The sequence below is a fragment of the Natrinema altunense genome, from assembly GCF_000731985.1.
Lineage (GTDB): Archaea > Halobacteriota > Halobacteria > Halobacteriales > Natrialbaceae > Natrinema > Natrinema altunense.
On the sequence record NZ_JNCS01000002.1, the window covers coordinates 540,547 to 559,546 of the forward strand.

At 66.5% G+C, this 19,000-nt stretch carries 21 protein-coding genes; 10 read left to right on the top strand and 11 right to left on the bottom strand.

The features are described from left to right. The first annotated feature begins 121 nt into the window (after nt 1–121). The 3 genes from ALTAJ2_RS06800 to ALTAJ2_RS06810 all read left to right on the top strand — a co-directional run bounded on the left by ALTAJ2_RS06800 (nt 122) and on the right by ALTAJ2_RS06810 (nt 1,802). Complete coding sequence (locus ALTAJ2_RS06800; protein WP_006186776.1) at nt 122–661, top strand: CBS domain-containing protein; 540 nt, start codon at nt 122–124, stop codon at nt 659–661. A 118-nt stretch (nt 662–779) separates the two neighbouring features. Then, nucleotides 780–1,454, top strand: a complete 675-nt coding sequence (gene tenA / locus ALTAJ2_RS06805) for a thiaminase II (protein ID WP_007108498.1) — start codon at nt 780–782, stop codon at nt 1,452–1,454. Between the two features lie 105 nt (nt 1,455–1,559). Then, nucleotides 1,560–1,802 (top strand): hypothetical protein, encoded by a 243-nt coding sequence (locus ALTAJ2_RS06810; protein WP_007108499.1) that lies wholly within the window; start codon nt 1,560–1,562, stop codon nt 1,800–1,802. 235 nt (nt 1,803–2,037) lie between these two features. On the opposite strand, the gene ALTAJ2_RS06815 is transcribed toward ALTAJ2_RS06810, so the two are convergent. After that, nucleotides 2,038–2,694 carry a helix-turn-helix domain-containing protein gene (locus ALTAJ2_RS06815; protein WP_007108500.1) on the bottom strand — a complete coding sequence of 219 codons (657 nt, stop codon included), beginning with the start codon at nt 2,692–2,694 and terminating at the stop codon, nt 2,038–2,040. A gap of 138 nt (nt 2,695–2,832) precedes the next feature. Here ALTAJ2_RS06815 and ALTAJ2_RS06820 point away from each other — a divergent pair, with 138 nt between their 5' ends. Continuing rightward, nucleotides 2,833–3,054, top strand: a complete 222-nt coding sequence (locus ALTAJ2_RS06820; RefSeq protein WP_007108501.1) for a YgaP family membrane protein — start codon at nt 2,833–2,835, stop codon at nt 3,052–3,054. Between the two features lie 162 nt (nt 3,055–3,216). Here ALTAJ2_RS06820 and ALTAJ2_RS06825 read toward each other — a convergent pair whose 3' ends face one another. The 6 genes from ALTAJ2_RS06825 to ALTAJ2_RS06850 all read right to left on the bottom strand — a co-directional run bounded on the left by ALTAJ2_RS06825 (nt 3,217) and on the right by ALTAJ2_RS06850 (nt 11,277). After that, nucleotides 3,217–4,947: a hypothetical protein gene (locus ALTAJ2_RS06825; protein WP_007108502.1), complete on the bottom strand. Its 1,731-nt coding sequence runs from the start codon at nt 4,945–4,947 to the stop codon at nt 3,217–3,219. Further along, the gene (locus ALTAJ2_RS06830) at nt 4,934–5,305 is read right to left on the bottom strand and encodes a hypothetical protein (protein ID WP_007108503.1); all 372 of its coding nucleotides are present in this window, start codon (nt 5,303–5,305) and stop codon (nt 4,934–4,936) included. The genes ALTAJ2_RS06825 and ALTAJ2_RS06830 overlap by 14 nt, the downstream gene beginning before the upstream one ends. 63 nt (nt 5,306–5,368) lie before the next feature. Beyond that, the gene (locus tag ALTAJ2_RS06835; protein WP_007108504.1) at nt 5,369–7,231 is read right to left on the bottom strand and encodes a formate/nitrite transporter family protein; all 1,863 of its coding nucleotides are present in this window, start codon (nt 7,229–7,231) and stop codon (nt 5,369–5,371) included. A 116-nt stretch (nt 7,232–7,347) separates the two neighbouring features. Then, complete coding sequence (locus tag ALTAJ2_RS06840; RefSeq protein WP_007108505.1) at nt 7,348–8,502, bottom strand: ABC transporter permease; 1,155 nt, start codon at nt 8,500–8,502, stop codon at nt 7,348–7,350. Then, on the bottom strand, nt 8,492–10,360 hold the full coding sequence (locus tag ALTAJ2_RS06845; RefSeq protein ID WP_007108506.1) for an ABC transporter permease family protein: 1,869 nt from the start codon (nt 10,358–10,360) through the stop codon (nt 8,492–8,494). Before ALTAJ2_RS06845 ends, ALTAJ2_RS06840 begins: the two co-directional genes overlap by 11 nt. Continuing rightward, nucleotides 10,357–11,277, bottom strand: coding sequence for an ABC transporter ATP-binding protein (locus ALTAJ2_RS06850; RefSeq protein ID WP_007108507.1), 921 nt, complete (start codon nt 11,275–11,277; stop codon nt 10,357–10,359). Before ALTAJ2_RS06850 ends, ALTAJ2_RS06845 begins: the two co-directional genes overlap by 4 nt. A 119-nt stretch (nt 11,278–11,396) precedes the next feature. Here ALTAJ2_RS06850 and ALTAJ2_RS06855 point away from each other — a divergent pair, with 119 nt between their 5' ends. From ALTAJ2_RS06855 to ALTAJ2_RS06865, 3 genes are all read left to right on the top strand, one after another. After that, on the top strand, nt 11,397–11,819 hold the full coding sequence (locus ALTAJ2_RS06855) for an SRPBCC family protein (RefSeq protein ID WP_049900022.1): 423 nt from the start codon (nt 11,397–11,399) through the stop codon (nt 11,817–11,819). 184 nt (nt 11,820–12,003) lie between these two features. Then, a complete protein-coding gene (locus tag ALTAJ2_RS06860) occupies nt 12,004–13,635 on the top strand; it encodes a hypothetical protein (protein ID WP_007108509.1) in 1,632 nt (543 codons plus the stop codon). Between the two features lie 63 nt (nt 13,636–13,698). Next, the gene (locus ALTAJ2_RS06865) at nt 13,699–14,499 is read left to right on the top strand and encodes an ABC transporter ATP-binding protein (RefSeq protein ID WP_007108510.1); all 801 of its coding nucleotides are present in this window, start codon (nt 13,699–13,701) and stop codon (nt 14,497–14,499) included. 200 nt (nt 14,500–14,699) lie between these two features. Here ALTAJ2_RS06865 and ALTAJ2_RS06870 read toward each other — a convergent pair whose 3' ends face one another. After that, nucleotides 14,700–14,927 (bottom strand): hypothetical protein, encoded by a 228-nt coding sequence (locus ALTAJ2_RS06870; protein WP_007108511.1) that lies wholly within the window; start codon nt 14,925–14,927, stop codon nt 14,700–14,702. Nucleotides 14,928–15,039: 112 nt separating this feature from the next. Further along, entirely contained in the window at nt 15,040–15,819 is a 780-nt protein-coding gene (locus ALTAJ2_RS06875) for an HAD-IIA family hydrolase (RefSeq protein ID WP_007108512.1), read from the bottom strand. Nucleotides 15,820–16,027: 208 nt separating this feature from the next. Between ALTAJ2_RS06875 and ALTAJ2_RS06880 the strand changes: the two genes are divergently transcribed. Further along, complete coding sequence (locus ALTAJ2_RS06880) at nt 16,028–16,498, top strand: hypothetical protein (RefSeq protein WP_007108513.1); 471 nt, start codon at nt 16,028–16,030, stop codon at nt 16,496–16,498. 100 nt (nt 16,499–16,598) lie between these two features. Here ALTAJ2_RS06880 and ALTAJ2_RS19110 read toward each other — a convergent pair whose 3' ends face one another. Next, nucleotides 16,599–16,739: a rubrerythrin-like domain-containing protein gene (locus ALTAJ2_RS19110; protein ID WP_007108514.1), complete on the bottom strand. Its 141-nt coding sequence runs from the start codon at nt 16,737–16,739 to the stop codon at nt 16,599–16,601. 311 nt (nt 16,740–17,050) lie between these two features. Further along, nucleotides 17,051–17,233 carry a DUF7501 family protein gene (locus tag ALTAJ2_RS06885; protein WP_006187265.1) on the bottom strand — a complete coding sequence of 61 codons (183 nt, stop codon included), beginning with the start codon at nt 17,231–17,233 and terminating at the stop codon, nt 17,051–17,053. A 320-nt stretch (nt 17,234–17,553) separates the two neighbouring features. Here ALTAJ2_RS06885 and ALTAJ2_RS19115 point away from each other — a divergent pair, with 320 nt between their 5' ends. Continuing rightward, on the top strand, nt 17,554–17,685 hold the full coding sequence (locus ALTAJ2_RS19115; RefSeq protein WP_007108515.1) for a rubrerythrin-like domain-containing protein: 132 nt from the start codon (nt 17,554–17,556) through the stop codon (nt 17,683–17,685). Between the two features lie 466 nt (nt 17,686–18,151). Beyond that, nucleotides 18,152–19,000, top strand: an 849-nt coding sequence (locus ALTAJ2_RS06890; protein ID WP_144240222.1) for a phosphoenolpyruvate carboxykinase (ATP), incomplete at its 3' end; no start/stop codon positions are given.

Consider the following 19,000-nt stretch of genomic DNA (forward strand, 5'->3'; position numbering starts at 1 on the left):
GGTGTGGTTCTCGAGTGGCGGCCCTGCGAGCGGGGACGACGTGTCCCCATCGGCTCGCCGGGTGGGTCCCGGATGGAATGTAACCCAAAGTACTTTCTATAACCCGTGGTTATCCATTCGTATGGAACTCCCGACGCCCGCTGATCTCCGGCAGCGCCGTACCGAACTCGGGCTCACGCAGAGCGAACTCGCGGACACGGCCGACGTCTCCCAGCCGCTGATCGCGCGGATCGAAGGCGGCGACGTAGACCCGCGGCTGTCGACGCTCCGACGGATCGTCAACGCCCTGGAGAAGGCCGAAAGCGACGTCATCCGTGCGGCGGACCTGATGAACGAGGACGTCGTCAGCGTCGCCCCCGACGACCCCGTCAGCGAGGCCGCCCAGCGGATGGAAGAGGAGGCCTACTCGCAACTGGCAGTCATTCAGGACGGCATCCCCGTGGGGTCGATCAGCCAGAGCGACCTCGTCCACCTCGACTCCGAGGATCGCGACGAGTCCATCGAGAAACACATGAGCGAGAGTTTCCCGACCGTTTCGAAGGACGCGACGCTGGACGAGATCAGCAATCTGCTCGAGCACTACAAAGCCGTGATGATTACCGAAGCCGGCGAAACCGTCGGGATCATCACCGAGGCGGACATCGCCGCGCGGCTCTCCTGACGCCGCCCCGGGACGCTCCCGATCGATTTCGCTTCGGTTCGAGAGGTTCACACTGCGGCCGATCACGCGATTGTATTGGCCAGTAATATTAGCGTCGGGGCCGTACTCTCGGGCGACCATGGCAACCAGCGATCGACTCCTCGACGCGGGCGCGGACATCTGGGACGCACAGAAACGCCACCCGTTCGTCACGGAGCTCGCGGACGGAACGCTCGACGAAGACGCCTTTCTGACCTGGGTGCGACAGGATTACCGCTACCTGCTCGACTACGCCCGCGTGTTCGCTCTCGCGGGCGCGACGGCCCGCGACGAGGAAACGATGACCCGACTGTTCGACATCGCCCACACGACGCTCGCCGAGGAGTTGGACCTCCACCGCGCGTTCGCCGCCGAGTACGGGCTCTCTCGGGGGGCTCTCGAGTCGGTCGACAAAGCGCCGACCTGCGTCGCCTACACCAACTTCCTGTTGCGAACCGCCTACGAGGGGACGCTGCCGGAAATCGCGGCCGCGATCTACCCCTGCGGACAGGGCTATCTCGATATCGCCGATCACATGGCCGACCTGGCACCCGCGGCGGACCACCGGTACACGCCCTTCATCGAGAAGTACACGAGCGACGAGTTCCGCGAGGTCGTCGACTGGTTGCGGGCGTTCGTCGATCGGTGCGGCGACCGCCATCCCGATCAGTATCCGGCGATGGAGGCAGCGTTCCTCACGAGCGCGCGCCTCGAGTACCGGTTCTGGGAGATGGCGTACCGGCAGGAGGAGTGGGGGATCGCGGCGAGGGAGTAGGTAACACCCCCGTTCTACGTGCACGTAGAACCGGAGCCCGACTCCGTGCGAGTCGGAATCGACTCAAGAGGTTTGCCGCTGGATCCCGTAGTCCCCCGTAGGGACATGGACTACTACGGTCGCCTGCTCGGCGGAATGGTCGCGTCGCTGCTGCTCGGCGCGGCCGTCGGGCTCCATCCCGCGATCGCCGTTCGCTACGGGCTCCTCGGCGGGGCGCTCCTAGCGACCGTCTTCCTCTGGGAGGCGCTCGTCCGCAATCCGCCGGTCCCGACGACCGAGCCGGGGTACGCGGCCGCGACCGTCGTCTGGCACGGTGGGCTCCTCGTCTCGCTCGCGCTCGCGATGTGAGCCACGCCGCTCGAGCGACGTGGGACACCGCGGCCGAGGCAGACCTCTCGAGAGCCGGACGGCTCGCGAGCCGACCGGGTGACCGTCGGCCGGGACCTATGCGTTCCGAATGGTCGACGTTCGCGGCGAGTGGGACAACGGCATCCGTGTCTTCGAACTGCTCGAGGCAGACGTCCGACTGTACCCGTGAGAAACCGAGGACGACCCCGTCGAGACCGTGGAGACGCTCCCGAAGTCACGACCGGAAGAGCGACTCCATCACAGCCGATTCGGCTTTCTGGAGGTGCTCCGCTGCGGTCGCGGTCGCACAACCCAGTTCCTCGGCAACGTCTTCGCTCGTCGCCTTGCGCGGCACGTCGTAATAGCCGAGTTCGAGGGCGGTTTCGACCGCGTCCCGCTGTCGGGGTGAGAGCCGACCGACGACGCTATCGGCGGCAACACGCGTTCCGCCGACCGCTTCGACGGTCACGCCGACCGCGTCGGGAACCCCGTCGACTGCGGCCTGGACCTCCGCCTCCGTCCCGATGATCGTGTACGTGGTACTTCCGTCCGCGTTGCACTCGATGGGCGGAACCGTCATCAGACTCCCGTTGGTGAACGTCTCGAACAACGAGCGCGCGGCCGGCGAGACTGTTCCCTCGAAGAAGCAGTAACACTCCCGGTCGGTGATCGGTAGTAGTTCGTAGTCCGAAACCATCTCGCTCTCGTCGAGCACGCGATCGAAGCGCTCGTACTCTCCCTCGAGTCGGAACAGAAACGCCGTCGGCGGGGCCGACACGTTCCAGTTAACGATCGCGGCCCGCTCGAGGTAGCGTGTCCCGCCTGCGAGGCGTTCGTATATCGGCGGTGCGTAGTCGCCCTGCGGACGGAGGGTTATACGGACGCGTTTCATGATCTGTCGTTCGTATTAGGCGTTAAAATAACTGGGCCGGACGCAGACCGCCTGAGATCGGGTGGTTCGGCTTGCTATATAAATCCGCCCGAGCGATTCGGCTGTACTCATTACTGCGTTCGGTCCCTGCGATCGAGTATGGAACGGAACGTCGGTGGACTGGATCGAATCGTCAGGAGCGTCCTGGGACTCTGGTTGCTTGCGGTTACCGTCGCGGCACTCGTCGCCGGCCGCCGCGGGACCGCCGTCGCGACAGGCATCGCGGCGGCCGGTTTGCTGTTCAACGCGATGACCCGGTTCTGTGGCGGGAACTACTTACTCGGCATCGATACGACCGAGGCGTTCTGCTCGCGGGAGTAACGCGACGGTAGCGGCCTCGAGGAACGTCTACAGCTTGTGTCCGGCCATCGGAACTGACTCGGCGGGCACGAGCGCTTCGACGGTCTGCCCTCCGTGTTCGACGCAGGTCGGGCGAGACGCCGGCACGATGGTGACTGCGACCTGTCGACAGGGTGGACGCGGTTATCGCTCGGACGCGTCGGCGACGGGTTCCCACCCTGCTTCCCTCGCGGCTGGCAGCTCGAGCGGATCGACGACGTCGTCGAGTTGGCCGTCTCGATAGGCCTCGACGAACGGCTCGATACGTTCGGGAACGGCATCGTGATTTCGCTCGGAAAGCGTAACCAGCGCCCGGACGGCCCAGTATCGTCGATTGCCGTTGTATGCCGGCGTGTTCCCGATCGGCCCGACGCTTTCCGTGACGGCTGCGACGAGTTCGTCGGGGATTCGGACGCCGATCTCGGCGGTTGTAGCGAGAACTTGACACACGGTTCGCGGAATCGGCGGTGTCGTCTCCACGGTCTCGAGCAGGTCCGGAACGATTTCGGCGACCAGCGTCGGATGCGCCTCCGAAACGTTCGCCAGTAGCCGCCGGACGTTGTGCACGTTCGCTCCGTCAACGAGATCGGCGAGTACGGGCTCGGCCGCCGCCGGGTTGCGGTCGGCGACCGAGACGAGTAACTCTTTGTCGAACCGTCCATCGTACATATCCTCCTCTCGTAACGCCTCGTAGCCGTTCGTGAGGGCGTCGGCGACGAACGCCGGGTGATCCTCGGCGAGTGGTACCAGCGGATCGATACCCGCGTCGAAGAGCGACTGATCACCGGTTCGTTCGGCCACCGTCTCTTCGACCGACCCGAACGACTGCTCGCTCTCGCGGACGAGTCTGCCGAGCGCGTCCGCCGCGGCGGCGTGCTGCGCGTACGACCGTCTGGAATCGTTCGCCGCGAGTTCGGACCGGAGCGTCGACGCAACGTCGTCGATCACGTCCGGGCGTGTGAGAGCGACCGAGACGAGCAACTGCATCGTCTCCGCGGTCCGCAACGGATAGCACCCGTGTTCCAGTGCGTCGATGACGTCGTCGGCTATCGCCTCGCACCCGATTTCCCCCTGTTCGAGGAGGCCGATGCTCAACTTGACGATCTGAAATCGAAGGTATCCGTTGTCGCCGGTGAGGTGGGTGAGCATCGTCTCGAGGTGGGGTAAGATCAAGCCGGGACGATGCGCCACCAGTTCGACGAGCGTCTCTATTGCCGCGTTCCTCGGCTCACAGGCATCGCCTCTGTTGAAGACGGTATCGGCTGGGTCCGTCAGCGTCTCGACCAGCGTCGTCACCGCGCGGTCCGGATCTGGGTGGGCGAGCACGACCGTCGACGCGTCCTCGAGTTCGAAGAAGAGCGCGCTGGTTCGCTTGCGAATCACCGGCACTGGGTCCACGAGCCGCTGGAACAGGCGGTCCGCCAGCCACGACGCGGACGCCGACAGTGCGTCGGTGTCCACGTCGACGTCGGCGTCGTCCTCGAACGTCGCTGCGAGTATCGGGTGCAGATACCTCGGCACGAGTACCGCCTGTCTGACGGCCCAGTGTTCGTCGTCGATCCGCTCGAGCAGTCGGTCCGCGAGCGCTTCCGGTGGGTACTCGGAAAGCGCCGTCTCGGTCCCCTGTAGCTGCAAGTACATCGCGTTTCGCAACACGAGGAGCACTGCGCTCCGAACGGCCGGGTCTGGATCATCGAGATGAGGAAGCAGTCGGTCGATGGTGTCGTCCGTGAGTGCCGTCGACTGGGACGGAAGGACGGTCTCGAGCCGCCGCTTGGCGAGTTCCAGGGCCGGTCCACGGCGGTCCGCTGGCGGTGTCTCGGCGACCCGTGCAGCGAGCGTCTCCAGCGACGGGCCGTCGTCAGACGGCGGCATGTATCCCGTACTTTGCGGCGAAGTAGTCGAAGTACGCGCCCGGCTCCCACCGGAAGTCGGTTCGCAGCTCCTCGACCGCCCCGAAGCCGTCCGCCCCGTTCTCGTAGTATCTGCCGATCATCTCACCCCGCCCGCCATCGTGGTTGATCACGAGCACCGCCCGCTCGAGGGCGTCATCGACGGTGGTGAGCAAACGATCGAGCGTCGAAACCGGTCCTTCCATCCCGCTGAACGTCAGCACGTCGTCGTAGCGGTCGGCTCCGCTCAACCGGGTGTCGTCGCCCGCCAGAGCGTCCACGACCGGGTCGGGATCGGCCCCCTCAGCGAGTTCGACGGCAACGTAACTCCGATGACCCATGTCCGGTCGTTTTCGAAGGAGGTAACAAAAAGACAATCACTCGCGGACCGAGACCGGGCCCGGCTACCAGTGACCGAACAGCCGCTGAATGACGGTGCGTTCGCTGGGCCGTTCGGCCAACAGGACCGAACTGTCGACCTCGTTGACGACATCCATGTGCAGCGAGTCGCTCATCAGCCGCGAGATCACGCCCTCCTCGGTCGCGCCGATGAGGACGAGCGAGTGGTCTCGAGACTGTCGGCAGATCGCGTGTTCGACGTCGCCGGAGTCGTCGACCACGAGTTCGGCGTCCTCGAGGTCGCGTTCGGCGGCCCACTCGGCGAGGAACTCCTCGCCGCGCTCCCGGTCGTCGGGACTGGCGACGACGTGTTGCAGCGTGATTTCGGCCCCGGAGTGATCCCGAAGCGTGCGTGCGACCTCGGCGCTCAAGTCCGAGTCCGGGCCGCCGGCGGTCGGGAGCAGAATCCGGGAGGTATCCAGGCCTCGGTCCTTGAGGATGAGGAAGTCACAGGGGAGGTTGCTGGTCAGTTCGTTTATCCGCCCCTCGGCGCGTCCCTGGCCCCACGGCCGGTCGTCACCCCAGCCCAGCACCACGAGATCGGCCCGTTCCCGCTGTGCGGTGTCGAAGACGTCCTCGAACGAGCGGTGGGAGACGACCGTCGACGTCTCGAAGTCGACGTCGTAGGAGGCCGCACGCTGCCTGACGGTCTCCATGCGGTCCTCGGACTCGGAGACGATCCGCTCGGTCTGTCCCGCACCGTACCGCATCGACGACCGGCCCGGCATCTTGACGATGTGGACCGCGTGGACCGTCGCGTTCTCGTGCCCGCTGGCGAGCCGACAGGCTAGATCGACGATCGTCGACTCCGTGCGGGGGTTAGCGATCGGAACGAGAACCCGATAATCGCCGTTCTCGCTGTGGTGGGGCTCCGCGGTATCGATCAGCGGCACGTACGAGCGACCGGCGTAGCTGCCGAACAGCCACTCCGGAATCGAAAGCTGGCGGTCAGCCCCCTCGAACCGGGCCGACTCGAGGCGGTGTTCGCTGGTCTGGAAGTAGTTGACGACCGTCACGAGGACGATTCCGCCGATGGTGTTCCCCAGCAGGACCGGGAGAACGAACTCGGTCATGCCGACGAACACGTGCAGGTCACCGGCGAAGACCAGGTACAGCATCTCGGTAAAGGAGACGACGACGTGGAACAGGTCGCCGAGCGGGATCGCGAGGAAGGCCATGTAGACGACGACCAGCCGCGAGATCGTATCGCGAGAGGCGTAGACGATCCAGACGACGCCGGCGACGATCAGGCCCGCGAACGCCGCCTTCGAGAACAGCGTCCACCACGACGTTTGGATGCCGTGTCGAGCAAGTCCCATCGCGGCGGTCGCTGACTCGTCGTCGAAGACGCCGCCGTAGGAGAGCGCGAGCGCGCCGAGCGCGCCGCCGGCGAAGTTGCCCGCGAGGACGATCGACCAGTGTCGAAGCAGCGCGGGAATGCTGGCAAGCCGTTCTAGGGTCAGCGCGACCGGCGGCAGCGTGTTCTCGGTGTAGAGTTGGTAGCCGCCGATGATGATGTAGATGAACCCCAGCGGATACAACAACTTGCTCAGTATCGGGTGACCGTCGGTCGAGGCGGTCAGCGTGGCATACAGCAGGAACGTGATCGTGATGGCGAAGCCGGCCGCGAGGCCGCTGAAGAACAGTTCGCGACCCCCCGAGGTGACCTCCTCGTCGGCGGCCGCGACGATCCGCTGGAAGATCTCGTCGGAGGAGAACCGGTCGCGCACGACCGCACCGACGGCCGGAGCGCCGCTTCTGGACCGCTCGACCGCTTCTCGGACCTGTTCCTGTTCGGGCGGCTCACGAGCCCGCGACTCCCGGTTGGGGGGGTCACGGTCCGGTCGCTCTTGATCGGGATTGCTCATTAACAGGGACGCACGTCTAGAAAGACTAAGCGCTTCGGATCTCTGCCGTCGCGTCGTCTTCCAGCACCCGTCGGGAGAACGACGGCCGCCTGTCGGGACCACGACGGCTCCGCGCCCTAGAGCGAGTCCGGCTCGAGGCGACCGATGACCCGCCTGAGCGCGGCGAACGCGCCGACGGCGAGCAGGCAGTAGCCGACGAGCAGGCCCCACGTCGTCGCCGTCGGATTGCCGATCGCGAACTTCGCGACTGTGTTCGCAGGGTGTTCGGGTAACACCGTCGCGGCGACCAACGCGCCGACGGTCCCCGTGGAGTAGAGCAACTGGGCCTGCCGCCGATCGGGGGCCCACAGCGCGATCCCGATCCCCGCGGTGACGACGAGCAGCGAGAGCGCGGCGACCAGCGCGACCAGTGCGATCGGGGCCGCGATCGTCGTCCCGTTGCCCGCGAGCAAGAGGAGCCAGACGATTACCTGCAGCGGTGCCAACACTGCGAGCGCCTGCAGCTTCGCGTCGATCACGTCCGCGAGCGAGAGCGGCGCGACCCGGAGCAGTTCGAGCGTCCCTCGCTGGCGCTCCTCGATCAGCGAGTCGACGGCGATCGACCCGCTGATGAACACCGGGAGGAAGCACAGCAGCGGCAGCAGGATCGTGTAGGTGAAGCCGACGTACGGGCTGGCCTGGGTCGACGACGGCAGCGGCAGGGGCGACCGCTCGAGCCGGCCCGCGTCGGCGTTGCGCTGGCGCTCGATGCGTTCGACATCAGTCAGGGTCTCCCGAAGCTGGACGACGAGCACGCTCGTCTGCAGGTCCCCTTCGGGGGCAGTAACCCTGACGCTGAGCCGGCCGTCGTCGTTCCTGTTGGCCTCGACGACGGCGGACACCCTCCGGAGGTCGAACGCTTCGTGGGCTCGCTCGGGGTCGTCGTAGCGTCGGGCGGTGACCCCCGCTTGCTCGTTTGCGACCGCGAGGATCGTCTCGGTGTCGTTGCCGGTGACGGCGATCTCGGTCCGGTCGCCGTCGATCGACCCGGGATCGTACAGCGAGACGAGCCCGACGACCAGAAACGAGGAAAACGCCGCGATGAACAGCTGGATGGCGAGCGCCAGGAGGATCGTCTTCTCGGATCGCAGCGACCGCAACTCGCGGCGGGCGATCGCCCACCGCGCGCCCCACGTCGAGCCCGAGTCGGCCCCGTCGTCCGGTCGGGTCGGAGGGTTCGGCCCTCGGCGGCTCGAGTCCCGCGTCCGTCCGGGATCGCGATCACGCGACAAGGACGAACACCCCCAGGTTGTAGGCCACGTGAACGAGCACCGCCGTGAGGAGGCCGAGGGCGTAGCCGGCCCGACCGCGGCTCGCGCCGACTGCCGAGCAGACGGCCGTCCCGACGTGCAAGGCCAGCGGCGCGAGGAAGACGGCCCCGAGTATCAGCGGCTCGCTCGAGACGGCCGGGCCGAAGGCGGCGGTACCGACGGCCAGGTCCGGGAGCCCGACGAACTGGACGACGTGAGTGAGTTTCTCGCCGACGAAGAACCCGCTCCCCGAAAGCGCACCCACCACGACGGCCGTCCGCAGCGTCGCGTCGAACCGCGAGCGGGTTACGCCGGCGTAGACGTGGATGCTCTTTGCGATCTCCTCGACCGACGCGGCGACGAGGACGACCACCGGGATGGCGACCGACTGCGGAACGGCGAACAACAGCGCGACCGAGAGGAGTTGACTGGCGAAGACGAAGGGGAGAAAGAGGATCGATAGCAGCGGGATACTCCACGGGCCGCGGACCCGGTTCGCGATCGCGTCGAGGATTTTCGCCGGGATCGGCTTCTGGGCGAACATGTCCTCCTCGCGGTAGACGCCGATCCCCAGCAGGAAGCAGACGGCCGCGCTGAGGTAGAACGGACCGGTCGAGAACAGGTACTCCCCGAGCCGAACTGACTCGTTCTGGAGATCCATCACGACCAGCGTCAGCGGCGAGATCAACGCGATCGAGGTCACGTCGGTGAAGATCGCCGGCACGAACGTGTAGGTCGTCAGCACGACGCTGATCGTGACCGTCACGAACGTGAGTTCCTTGAACGACCGGGCGAACATCGCGCCAACGAACGCCGCCGCCAGGAAGAGCAGGGCGATCGGCAGCGCCGCTGCGACCGCGACCGGGCCGCCGTCGATCGCCAGCGCGATCGCGACGACGACGCCCGCGAGCCCGAGCAGGTACGGCAACGTCTTGCCAGCGACGATCTCGGAGCGCGAGGCCGGCGAGACCAACAGCAGTTCGCCCCGCCGCTTGACCCGTTCGTCCATGATCGTGCTCCCGTAGGCCTGAATGACGAAGTTCATCGGCACGACGAACAGGAACGCGAGGACGAGCGACGTGAATGGAAACGGCGGCGCGATCGAGCCTGGCGTTCCCGTCGACGACGCCGAGCCGCCCCCACCGATGGCCGGCACCTGTAGGGGCTCGTCACCGCCGGTATCGTCGGCAGCGCTCTCACCGTCACCGGTCTCGCTCGAGCCGTCGACAGCCCCCGTCCCCTCACCGGACTCGTCACCGTCGTCGGCTCCCGACGCGGGTGATCTGGGGCGATCGCGATCCCGATACTCGAGCGTGACGTGCACCGGATACGCGGCCGCGTGATCCTCCTCGTCGGCCATCAGGTTCGCGTTGTACGTCTCGATGGCGGTGCGAAACTCGTCGTAGGCGGCCGCCCCGTTTTCACCGACGTGGCCGATGCGGCCGTCTCGAGTTACCACGACATCGACGGTCGCGTCGCCGCGGACGACGATGTCGTCGCCGTTCGTCGCGCCGTCGTGCTCGGCGATAACGTCCGCGAGCGGAACCGGCCGGAACTGCTCGCTGTCGGCGGCGACGTCGTAGTACCGACTCCCCTCGTCGACGCCGACGACGTAGATCTCGCGCTCGAGGCCGAGTCCGTCGTCGGTGGCGGAGAACCCAGCGGTCCCGACCGCGAGCAGCATCACGACGAGGGCGATCACCGTCTTTCGATCGACGGTGCCCGCGCTCCGGCGGACTTCCCAGCGGGCGATCCGGCCCGTGCGAGCGATGGCCTCGCGGAGGCGGCGACAGGTCCGTCCAGATCGCTCGGCGAGCGCGCGGAGGCGGCCGTCGCTCACGACTCCCCCTCCGCGGTCGGCTCGCTCGCGACGTCGAGGAAGATCTCCTCGAGGCTCGGCGTCTGCGTCTGGATGTCGGTCACGCGGCCCCCGTCAGCCTCGACGGCGTCTTGGACGGCCTCGACGGCGCTCATGTCGGCGACGAGGTGACTGACCTGTCCGTTCTCGCGGGTGACCTCGATCGGATCGCGGCCGTCCGGGAGCCCGTCGCTGCCGTCGGCGGTCGCGTAGACGTGGTACTCGGTGCCGCCGTGGGCCGCCCGGATCTCCTCGAGCGTGCCGCGGGCGACGATCCGCCCATCGTTCATGATGACGATTCGGTCGCAGATACTCTCGACGTGAAAGAGGTTGTGGGCGCTGAAGACGATCGTCTTCCCCTCGTCGCTCAGTTCGCGGGTGAACTCGATGATGTAGTTGGTCGTCAGCGGGTCCAGCCCCGACGCCGGTTCGTCGAAGATCAACACGTCCGGATCGTTCACCAGCGCCCGCGCGATCGCGACCTTGCGCTGCATCCCCTTCGACATGTTGCCGATCCGTCGGTCGCGGTGCTCGAGGTCGAGCCGGTCCAGGGAGTCGTGAATCCGCTCCCGAGCCACGTCGCCGGGGACGTCGTAGAGATCGGCGAAGAACTCGAGGTAGCCGGTCGCGGTCATCTCCTCGTAGAGCGGGGACTCCTCGGGGAGAAAGCCGAGTTGCCGCTGCATCTCGGCGTCGCCCGGGGTGTGACCGGCGACGACGGCGGTGCCCGCGGTGGGTTCGATCAACCCGGCCAGCATCTTCAGCGTCGTCGTCTTGCCCGCGCCGTTGGGACCGACGACGCCAAATACCTCGCCGCGCTCGATCTCGAAGGAACTCCCCTCGACCGCGGTGAACCCGCCGTAGACCTTCCGGAGATCGGTGACCTCGAGTATCGCCATGCGTTAGCCCGACGGAGGGAGCCGCTCGAGTAAAACCTAGCGGCTCGTGACTGTCTCGACGGCCGATCGTTCGACGGGCGGCCCAAACCCCCATGATCGCGGCCCGCATAGACGGACGTATGACCCGAGTCGGGACCACGCAAACGCCGGACGGCCGCCGTCTCGAAGTCTCGCACGTCCTGTCCGTCCCCGCGACCGACGCCTGGGACGCCCTCATCGACACGACTCGGTGGCCCGATTGGTCGCCGCTCATCACCGGTGTCGAGGCGACGGACCGCCGACTGCGGCCGGGGACGACCGGCCGGGTCCGGATTCCCGGCGCTTGGCTGCCGTTTCGAATCACCGAGTGTACGTCACGACGGTGGACCTGGCGCGTGCTGGGGATTCCCGCCACCGGCCATCGCGTCGACGATCTCGGCTCCGATCGGTGTCGCGTCGCCGTCGAACTCCCGCGTTACGCCACCGGGTACGTCCCAGTCTGTCTGCGGGCGCTGGAAACCCTCGAGTCGCTGCTCGAGGACGACGAGCAGGCCGTCGCGTAGCGAGAGGACCGCTGCCCGGAACGACGGTCACGGCCGATCGATACCCGACCGAAAGCATTGGAATTTTAATAGACGCTGGCCGAACCATGCCGATCGTGAGCAGTCGGATCGCCGACCGACGAACTCGAGTCGATCCGGTCGTCTCGGATCCCGACCGATAACGCAGTCGACCACGGAAGACGATATGAGCGCCACGACAATACTCGCGCACAGCGTTCGCATCGCCCGTACCGAGTGGCGGTGTCATCGCCGCGACGCCGGTCAGTCGCGGATCCACCGGCGACTGCTCGTCGGACTCCGCCTCGTCGTTGCCGCCGCCCTCGGCGCGGCCGGCCGGTCGATCGGGCGCGATCTCGCCGCCGGACAGTCGATACCGGTCACCGAACTGTGGCTCGCCGGTGCCGTCGCGTTCGCGTGGGCAGTGTGGCGAAGCGCCACGCTGACACACGAGCGGTTTTCACGCCTCGATCCCGACATGCTCCTCACGGCCGTCCCGGCGAGGGCTCCCGCGCTTGGCTTGCTCGGATTCGTCTCCGCGCGACTCGCCGCCTCGCTCGCTGTGCCGACGCTCGGCGTCGCCGGGGGTCTCGCGCTCGGACTGCGATCACCGGCGGTCGCTCTCACGGTTATCATCGCGATCGCCGGGATGGCGGCGCTCGCGGCCGCAGTTGGCGTTACGGGTCGACTCGCCACACAACTCGTCGGGACGCGCCTCACGCGGGGACGGTTCTACAGGGATCTATTCGTGCTGTTCGGGTGGGCGGCGATACTCAGTGTGGTCGCCGTGTTTCGAAGCACCCTGGTCTCGGCACTCCCCGTCCTCGCCGGCGTCGGTTCCCTGTCGGGAGCGTGGATCGTCGATCTGGCGCTGCTGGGTGCCGGGGAACGGGCGGGCATCGAGGCGCGTCGCGGGCTGGCCGTCCTCGGGCTGATTCTCCCCTCGCTTGCGCTGTTCGCGGGCGGGACGACCGTCCTCGCTCGCCGGCTCTGGGAGGCCGAGCCGACCGGCTCCGACGGGGCCCACGGATCGCACCCGCTGGTCGATGGCGGGCGGTTGGATCGTGTTCTCGCCGGTGCCGTCTCGCGGCCCGTCCGGACGGTCGCTCGAGAACGGTGGCTCGCCGAACGGCGCGCTCCCCGCGGCGTGTTGAATACGGCGTACGTGTTGCTGTTCGTCGGCGTAGTCGGCTTTCCGGTGGTCGGGATCGTCGGGGTCCCGCTGTTGTTGCTGGTCGCGTTTGCCCTCGCCGTGGCGGTCGGCGTCGCGTTCGGGTCCGATCCGATCGGGGTCGAGTATCGCGTCCTGCCGATGCTCTTTACCACGATCAGGGGGCGGCAGTTCGTCAGCGGCCTGTTACTGGCCGCGCTCGTCGTCGGCGCTCCGACCGTGACGGCCGTCGTCGTCCCGATCGGGCTGTTCAGTTCCGCCACGCTCCTCGAGACGCTGGCGGTCGCCCTCGGCGGCGTGGCGATCTGTGCGTGTACCGCCGCGGTCGGCGTCGCGCTCGGACTGGGAGTCGACCACGACGGTCTCGTTCCCGTTCCGTCCTTCTTCACCGACGTCCCGGCGTACGCGGAGCGGGGATGGGCACCGTTTCGCAGACTGGCGGTGCTCTTCGCGGTCGTGTCGGTCGCGGGGCTGCCCGCGTTTCTGGGCACCATGCCAGCGGTGTCCGACAGCGGGGCCGGGATCGGCGCACCGGCGGCCGCCGTTCGGATCGGGTCCCTGCTGCTTACGACTCTCGTCGCCGTCGCGATCGCGAGCGGTGCCGTCCGGATCGCCGTGCGGCGATACCGGCGGTATCAATTGACGTGACTTCGAACCCATGACACCGAACACGACCGACCACCGACGAACGGACGCACCGGCGAGATAACGATGCACGAACAGCCAGCGATCGTCACGGACGATCTGACGAAGGCCTACGGCGATACGACCGCCGTCGACGGTCTGAGCCTCTCGATCGAGTCCGGCACCGTGTACGGGTTCCTCGGCCCGAACGGTGCGGGCAAGACGACCACGATCCGACTGTTGACGGCACTGGTAGCGCCGACCAGCGGGTCCGGACGCGTCGCCGGAGCACCCATCACGGACCGTGAGTCGCTCATCGATCACATCGGGTACCTGCCAGAATCGCCGCCGATCCGCGAGGCGCTTACCGCCCGCGAGCAACTCGAGTACCACGGCGGACTGCGCGACATGGACCCGGCCGAACTCGAGGCCCGCATCGAGACGCTGCTCGAGCGGTTCGATCTCGCGGCGGACGCCGACGACCGAATCGTGACCTATTCGAAGGGAATGCGCCAGAAGACCGGCCTCATGCAGGCGATCATGCACGAACCGGACGTGGTCTTCCTCGACGAGCCGACCAGCGGGCTCGATCCGCGGGCGGTGCGAACCGTCCGTGAAGCCATCGCCGAATTGGCCGCGGCCGGAACGACCGTCTTCCTCTCGACGCACATCCTCCCGGTCGTCGAGGACGTCGCCGAGACGGTCGGCATCCTCTCCGACGGGGAACTGGTCGCCGAAGGCCCGCCCGACGACCTCACAAACCGCGTCGAAACCGGTTCCGAGCGTTCGCTCGAGGACGTCTTCCTCGAAGTCACGACCGACCGGGACGGCGAGGCGGGCGAGTCCGACTCCGTCGGGGGGCGAGACGAGCGCTACAGTCCCAACTGAAACGGGTTCCACACCGATCGCACAGCCGTCGGACGATCAGGTGTGCAGCGATTTGCGGAGCGTACTATCGATCGAAACGGGCACGTCGGCTCGACCGATCCGCTCACGGTCGGTTCACACCTTTGTTACAGCGGCTGCGATAGCCGTCCGTCACACCGCGGAGAATCGAAACCGGCCGAACGGGGCGGCTCGAACCCGATTCAGTCGGTACTCGGGTCGTCGGACCGGGGGTCGAGTTCCTTGACCTCCTCGAGCGTGCCTTCGAGGGTCCCGCGAGTATCGGCGACCGTCGCGCCCACGAGACCACCGATCGCGCCACCGGTGCTGGCCGCGTTACGACTGAACAGGCCGCCGATGGCTGCGCCGACCGCTGCGCCGATCGCCGCGTATCGCGCACGGAGCAACACCGCTGTGATGCGTTCTCTCATGTCTCCTATTTGGTGACTGTTACGGATAAATATACCTCTCGAGCGCTCGCCGTCCACCATCGCGCGCGGGTGCCTCGCGATCAACCCGCGTGTCCCGATCGGCCGGTCGCTCTCAGAGCAGCGTCTCGACCGCGGCCAGCGACTCGAGGACGTGGTCGGGTTCGGTATCGGTGTCGGCGAGATCCGCGCGGTCGGTCACGCCGGTGAGCACGAGGGCCGTCTCCATGCCGGCGCGGTTGCCGAGTGCGATGTCCGTGTCGAGTCGGTCGCCGACGACCAGGACGTTCCGCGGGTCCGCGTCCAGCCGTTCCATCGCCGCCGCGGCCGCGATCGAGGACGGCTTGCCCAGAATCGCGTCCGCCTCGCGGCCGGCGACGGCCGCCATCGCGGCGAGAACCGCCCCTGTTCCCGGCATCTCGCCGTCGTCGACCGGGATCGTCGCGTCCGGATCGGTGCCGTAGAACGGAACGCCGTCCTCGAGCGCCCGCAGGGACTCCCAGAGCGTGCCGAACGAGAAGTTCCTGTCGAACGAGCCGAGCACGATCTCGGCAGCGTCGGGATCCGTCGTCAGGTCGACGGCCGCGTCGGCGAGGATGGCCCGGAGTCGCTCCCCGCCGACGAGGTAGACCGACTCGTCGGGGTGGGTCGCCGCGAGGTACTCCGCCGACACCGTCGCCGACGTGAGAACGCTGCCGGGATCGACGTCGATCCCGTGGGGCGCGAGTTTCCCGCCGTAGTGGTCGGCTCCCCGCGTCGGATTGTTCGAAAAGAGCAGCCGCGAACAGCCCGCCGCCTCGAGTGCGCGCAGTCCGTCGGTGACGCCGGGGAGCAACGCCTCGCCGCGGACGATCGTCCCGTCGACATCGAGGATCACCGCCTCGTAGTCAGTCATCGCTCGACAGTACGGCTGGTCGGCGATTGAGTGTTTGGATCGCACCCCCGACGGCCGACGGCGGATGATGCCGGCAACTCGACGGAACCAACGCCGTCGCTCGCGAAAGGGGCTCGGCCTCGACGATCGCTGATCCGGCCGACTCGCCGTTCGGCCGCCCCGACTACCGGAGGGAATTCTTATCCGGGAACCCGACCTACGACCGCCCATGACACTCGAGGTCGAGCCCCCCGAGCCGCCGGAACTGGAGTTCGTCGATCCGAACGAGTACGAGGACGCGACCATTAGCGCCGACGGGACCGCGGAGATCGACTACCGTCGCGAGGAACTCCAGGCGTTCCTCGAGGACGGCGCGTGGATGGAGGCGTTCGACGAGTGGCGCGCGGACACGGACCTCGAGGCGGCCGAGTACGACATCGCTCGCGACCTCGATCTCTTCGCGGGCTTTGACTTCTTTTGGGACGACTTCGCCGACCGCGTCGGGTATCACGCGCCCGGCATTCCGGAGGACTGGCAGGCTCGAGAGTACCATCCCGGCCTCGATACCTGGGGGACGGTCTCCTCGATCAACGCCGAACTCACCGAGTTCGGCCAGATCGTCTCGGTCACGCTCAAGGAGGAGTACGTCGACTGGGAGGCCGAGTACGAACCGCCGGAGGACCTGCCCGACTTCGAGTGAGCCCGCTCCTCGCTCCTCGAGAGCGGAGCGTGAGGCCTGCGCCGCGACGGACCGAGTCATCGAACCACGTCTCGCCGTTCCACCGGCTGGCCGTCGGGAGTCAATCCCGCGGAACCGCGAGGTTGCGCGTCCGCCCGCCGCATTCCGGGCAGGTGCCGAGCGAGTCGGCCGTCTCCCGATACCCGCAGTTCCGGCATTCGTAGTACGATCGGTCGGGCGTATACGGGTCGGCGTAGACCATGCCTTGAGTTAGGAAATAGCACGAAAAAGCGTTATGCTGAAGCAGTTGTGGGACGATATAGGTAATTCTACGGGAGAAATGCGTTTTATAATTGCCCATACGTCCAAAATAGTCGCACGCAATCTACTGATCGCGATCGTCACCAGCCAGTCACGGACGAGTCCGGTCTCGAAGCCGGGAGTCGCGAGTTGCGTCGTCGCCCCCGCGACGGCGAAGTCACACCGAGGAAAAACGCGATCGGCACGTCACCGGTTCGACCGGGCAACGCGACTCGAGTCGGTCGCGGTCCGAAACACGACGCGGAGCGGCCATTAGCCCGACCATTCGCCGGCGAGGTCGCCGGCGATGTTCTGTCGCCACTGATCGAATCCGTCTTCGCAGTCGGTGTTGTCGTCGATGTGGTCGACGAACCCAGCTCCCGGGGATGCGAGTTCGTCGCCGCAGAACGGACAGGTGATCGGATCGATCCAGTCGGTCGTCGTGTTCGTCGCCATTGTGCTCGAATCTATCAGGAACTATCATATAAGTCCCGCCCGTTAGGAACTATTACAAGTAATATGGCATATAAGGCCATATGCATGCGTGTCGTTGATTCGGTTTCTACCGTCAACCCGACAGCCATCTCGCTTCCGGAACGCGACATCGGTATCCGGTCGTGTCCGAGAACTGAGTCCGCCGCTTCGGAACGGACCAACGGGGTCGGAATCGATAGGGACTCGAGCGACCGCTCCCGAACTCGACTCACTACCGCCATCGGACTCGACGGCCGACCACTGTGCAAAGAGTTAACATACTCTGTTGTGTATGGACACTCATGACACTCGAGGAGCAACGCGAGTACGTCTGCGTCCAGTGTGGTCGGCGGGAGACAGTCGGGGACGCGCTCCTCAGCACCTGTCAGCAGTGCGGGGGCGAGATGCGAAACGTCGATCCGATCCGCGACTAGCCACACCCGGCGTCGGTCAGTGCGAGATAGTGTCTCGGCTCGAGCGACACCGTCGTCGTGCGAGGGAGTCGAGCCATCGGTCCGGTCATGTGCGAGCGAGTCCCACTGCGACCGCGATCAGCGCGGACCCGACGACGGCTGCACCGCCGCCGACGTACCAGATGTGAAAACCGGGTCAACGGCGTCGCCCGAGCATCGATCCCCACAAACCTCGAGTATGGAACCGTGGTTCGAGTCCGGCCGAATGCCGTCCCGTCCGCCCGCCGCCGATTAGAATTATTTCTTACTCGAGTACCTATTGACACACCTCCGATTACGAACTATTTTCGTTTGAGTGGTGAAACACCGTTTCGGGACCATTACAGTGGCACAAACGAGATTTTAATCATCGTAGTTGGGTATGTCGTACCACACAGCGGATAGAAACCTCCATGCTTATGCATCAGGACAGTGGTGCATCACGTGTATGTCTGAAACCGGGATGGAGTCCCGTCCGCTGGTCCGACAGCTCCCGGACCCAGCCACAGCGCCGAACGTCCGGTACGATCCGTCGCTCGAGGAACTGCGCGAACTCGCCGCGCCCGACGAGACGACCACCGAGTTCGGATCGCCGTCGTACGTCAGCGAGTTCCGTTCGCGGAGCGCCGATCGGACGAAGAACGCCGTCGACGACGAGTTCACCGACCGCGATCACGCACTGATCGACGAGGCCGTCGACAGTACCGACGACATCGAACTGCTCTGCGTCGACCGACTGATGGGGCGCCATCCGGAGGCGAGTTTCTGCTGTCGGCTCTTCGTTCCCGTCGAGCACGCCCGCATCGCCTACGCGTGGGCGAAGCTCTTCGAGCCGTCGGACGGGCGAGACCCCGATCTCTACACCGTCCAGCTTCCCGACCACGACGAGACCGCGATCCGCGTGCTTCCCGACACCGGGTTCACCGCCGTCCTCGGCAGCGACTACACCGGCGAGGCCAAGAAGTCGTTCCTCCGGCTGTTCATGTACCGGATCAAACAACAGGGCGGTCTCGGGCTCCACGCGGGCAGCAAGCGCGTCCGCGTCCGCGACGCTGACGGCGACCTCCGCACCGTCGGCCAGGTCTTCATGGGACTGTCCGCGACCGGCAAATCCACGCTGACCTCCCACGGCTGCTGGCTCGAGGAGCCGGAGGGGGCCTCGATGCTACAGGACGATGTCTGTGGCCTCCTCTCGGACGGCTCCGTCGCCGGCAGCGAGGGCGAGGGGCTGTTCATCAAGACGATCGGCCTCGACGAGGACGAACAGCCCGAACTCTACGCGGCCGCGACCGACGAG

What these genes read in the sequence shown, in the direction of transcription:
- ALTAJ2_RS06800 (WP_006186776.1), top strand. Translation starts at nt 122, where the DNA reads ATGGAACTCCCGACGCCCGCTGATCTCCGGCAGCGCCGTACCGAACTC.
- tenA (WP_007108498.1), top strand. Translation starts at nt 780, where the DNA reads ATGGCAACCAGCGATCGACTCCTCGACGCGGGCGCGGACATCTGGGAC.
- ALTAJ2_RS06810 (WP_007108499.1), top strand. Translation starts at nt 1,560, where the DNA reads ATGGACTACTACGGTCGCCTGCTCGGCGGAATGGTCGCGTCGCTGCTG.
- ALTAJ2_RS06815 (WP_007108500.1), bottom strand. Translation starts at nt 2,694, where the DNA reads ATGAAACGCGTCCGTATAACCCTCCGTCCGCAGGGCGACTACGCACCG.
- ALTAJ2_RS06820 (WP_007108501.1), top strand. Translation starts at nt 2,833, where the DNA reads ATGGAACGGAACGTCGGTGGACTGGATCGAATCGTCAGGAGCGTCCTG.
- ALTAJ2_RS06825 (WP_007108502.1), bottom strand. Translation starts at nt 4,947, where the DNA reads ATGCCGCCGTCTGACGACGGCCCGTCGCTGGAGACGCTCGCTGCACGG.
- ALTAJ2_RS06830 (WP_007108503.1), bottom strand. Translation starts at nt 5,305, where the DNA reads ATGGGTCATCGGAGTTACGTTGCCGTCGAACTCGCTGAGGGGGCCGAT.
- ALTAJ2_RS06835 (WP_007108504.1), bottom strand. Translation starts at nt 7,231, where the DNA reads ATGAGCAATCCCGATCAAGAGCGACCGGACCGTGACCCCCCCAACCGG.
- ALTAJ2_RS06850 (WP_007108507.1), bottom strand. Translation starts at nt 11,277, where the DNA reads ATGGCGATACTCGAGGTCACCGATCTCCGGAAGGTCTACGGCGGGTTC.
- ALTAJ2_RS06855 (WP_049900022.1), top strand. Translation starts at nt 11,397, where the DNA reads ATGACCCGAGTCGGGACCACGCAAACGCCGGACGGCCGCCGTCTCGAA.
- ALTAJ2_RS06860 (WP_007108509.1), top strand. Translation starts at nt 12,004, where the DNA reads ATGAGCGCCACGACAATACTCGCGCACAGCGTTCGCATCGCCCGTACC.
- ALTAJ2_RS06865 (WP_007108510.1), top strand. Translation starts at nt 13,699, where the DNA reads ATGCACGAACAGCCAGCGATCGTCACGGACGATCTGACGAAGGCCTAC.
- ALTAJ2_RS06870 (WP_007108511.1), bottom strand. Translation starts at nt 14,927, where the DNA reads ATGAGAGAACGCATCACAGCGGTGTTGCTCCGTGCGCGATACGCGGCG.
- ALTAJ2_RS06875 (WP_007108512.1), bottom strand. Translation starts at nt 15,819, where the DNA reads ATGACTGACTACGAGGCGGTGATCCTCGATGTCGACGGGACGATCGTC.
- ALTAJ2_RS06880 (WP_007108513.1), top strand. Translation starts at nt 16,028, where the DNA reads ATGACACTCGAGGTCGAGCCCCCCGAGCCGCCGGAACTGGAGTTCGTC.
- ALTAJ2_RS19110 (WP_007108514.1), bottom strand. Translation starts at nt 16,739, where the DNA reads ATGGTCTACGCCGACCCGTATACGCCCGACCGATCGTACTACGAATGC.
- ALTAJ2_RS06885 (WP_006187265.1), bottom strand. Translation starts at nt 17,233, where the DNA reads ATGGCGACGAACACGACGACCGACTGGATCGATCCGATCACCTGTCCG.
- ALTAJ2_RS19115 (WP_007108515.1), top strand. Translation starts at nt 17,554, where the DNA reads ATGACACTCGAGGAGCAACGCGAGTACGTCTGCGTCCAGTGTGGTCGG.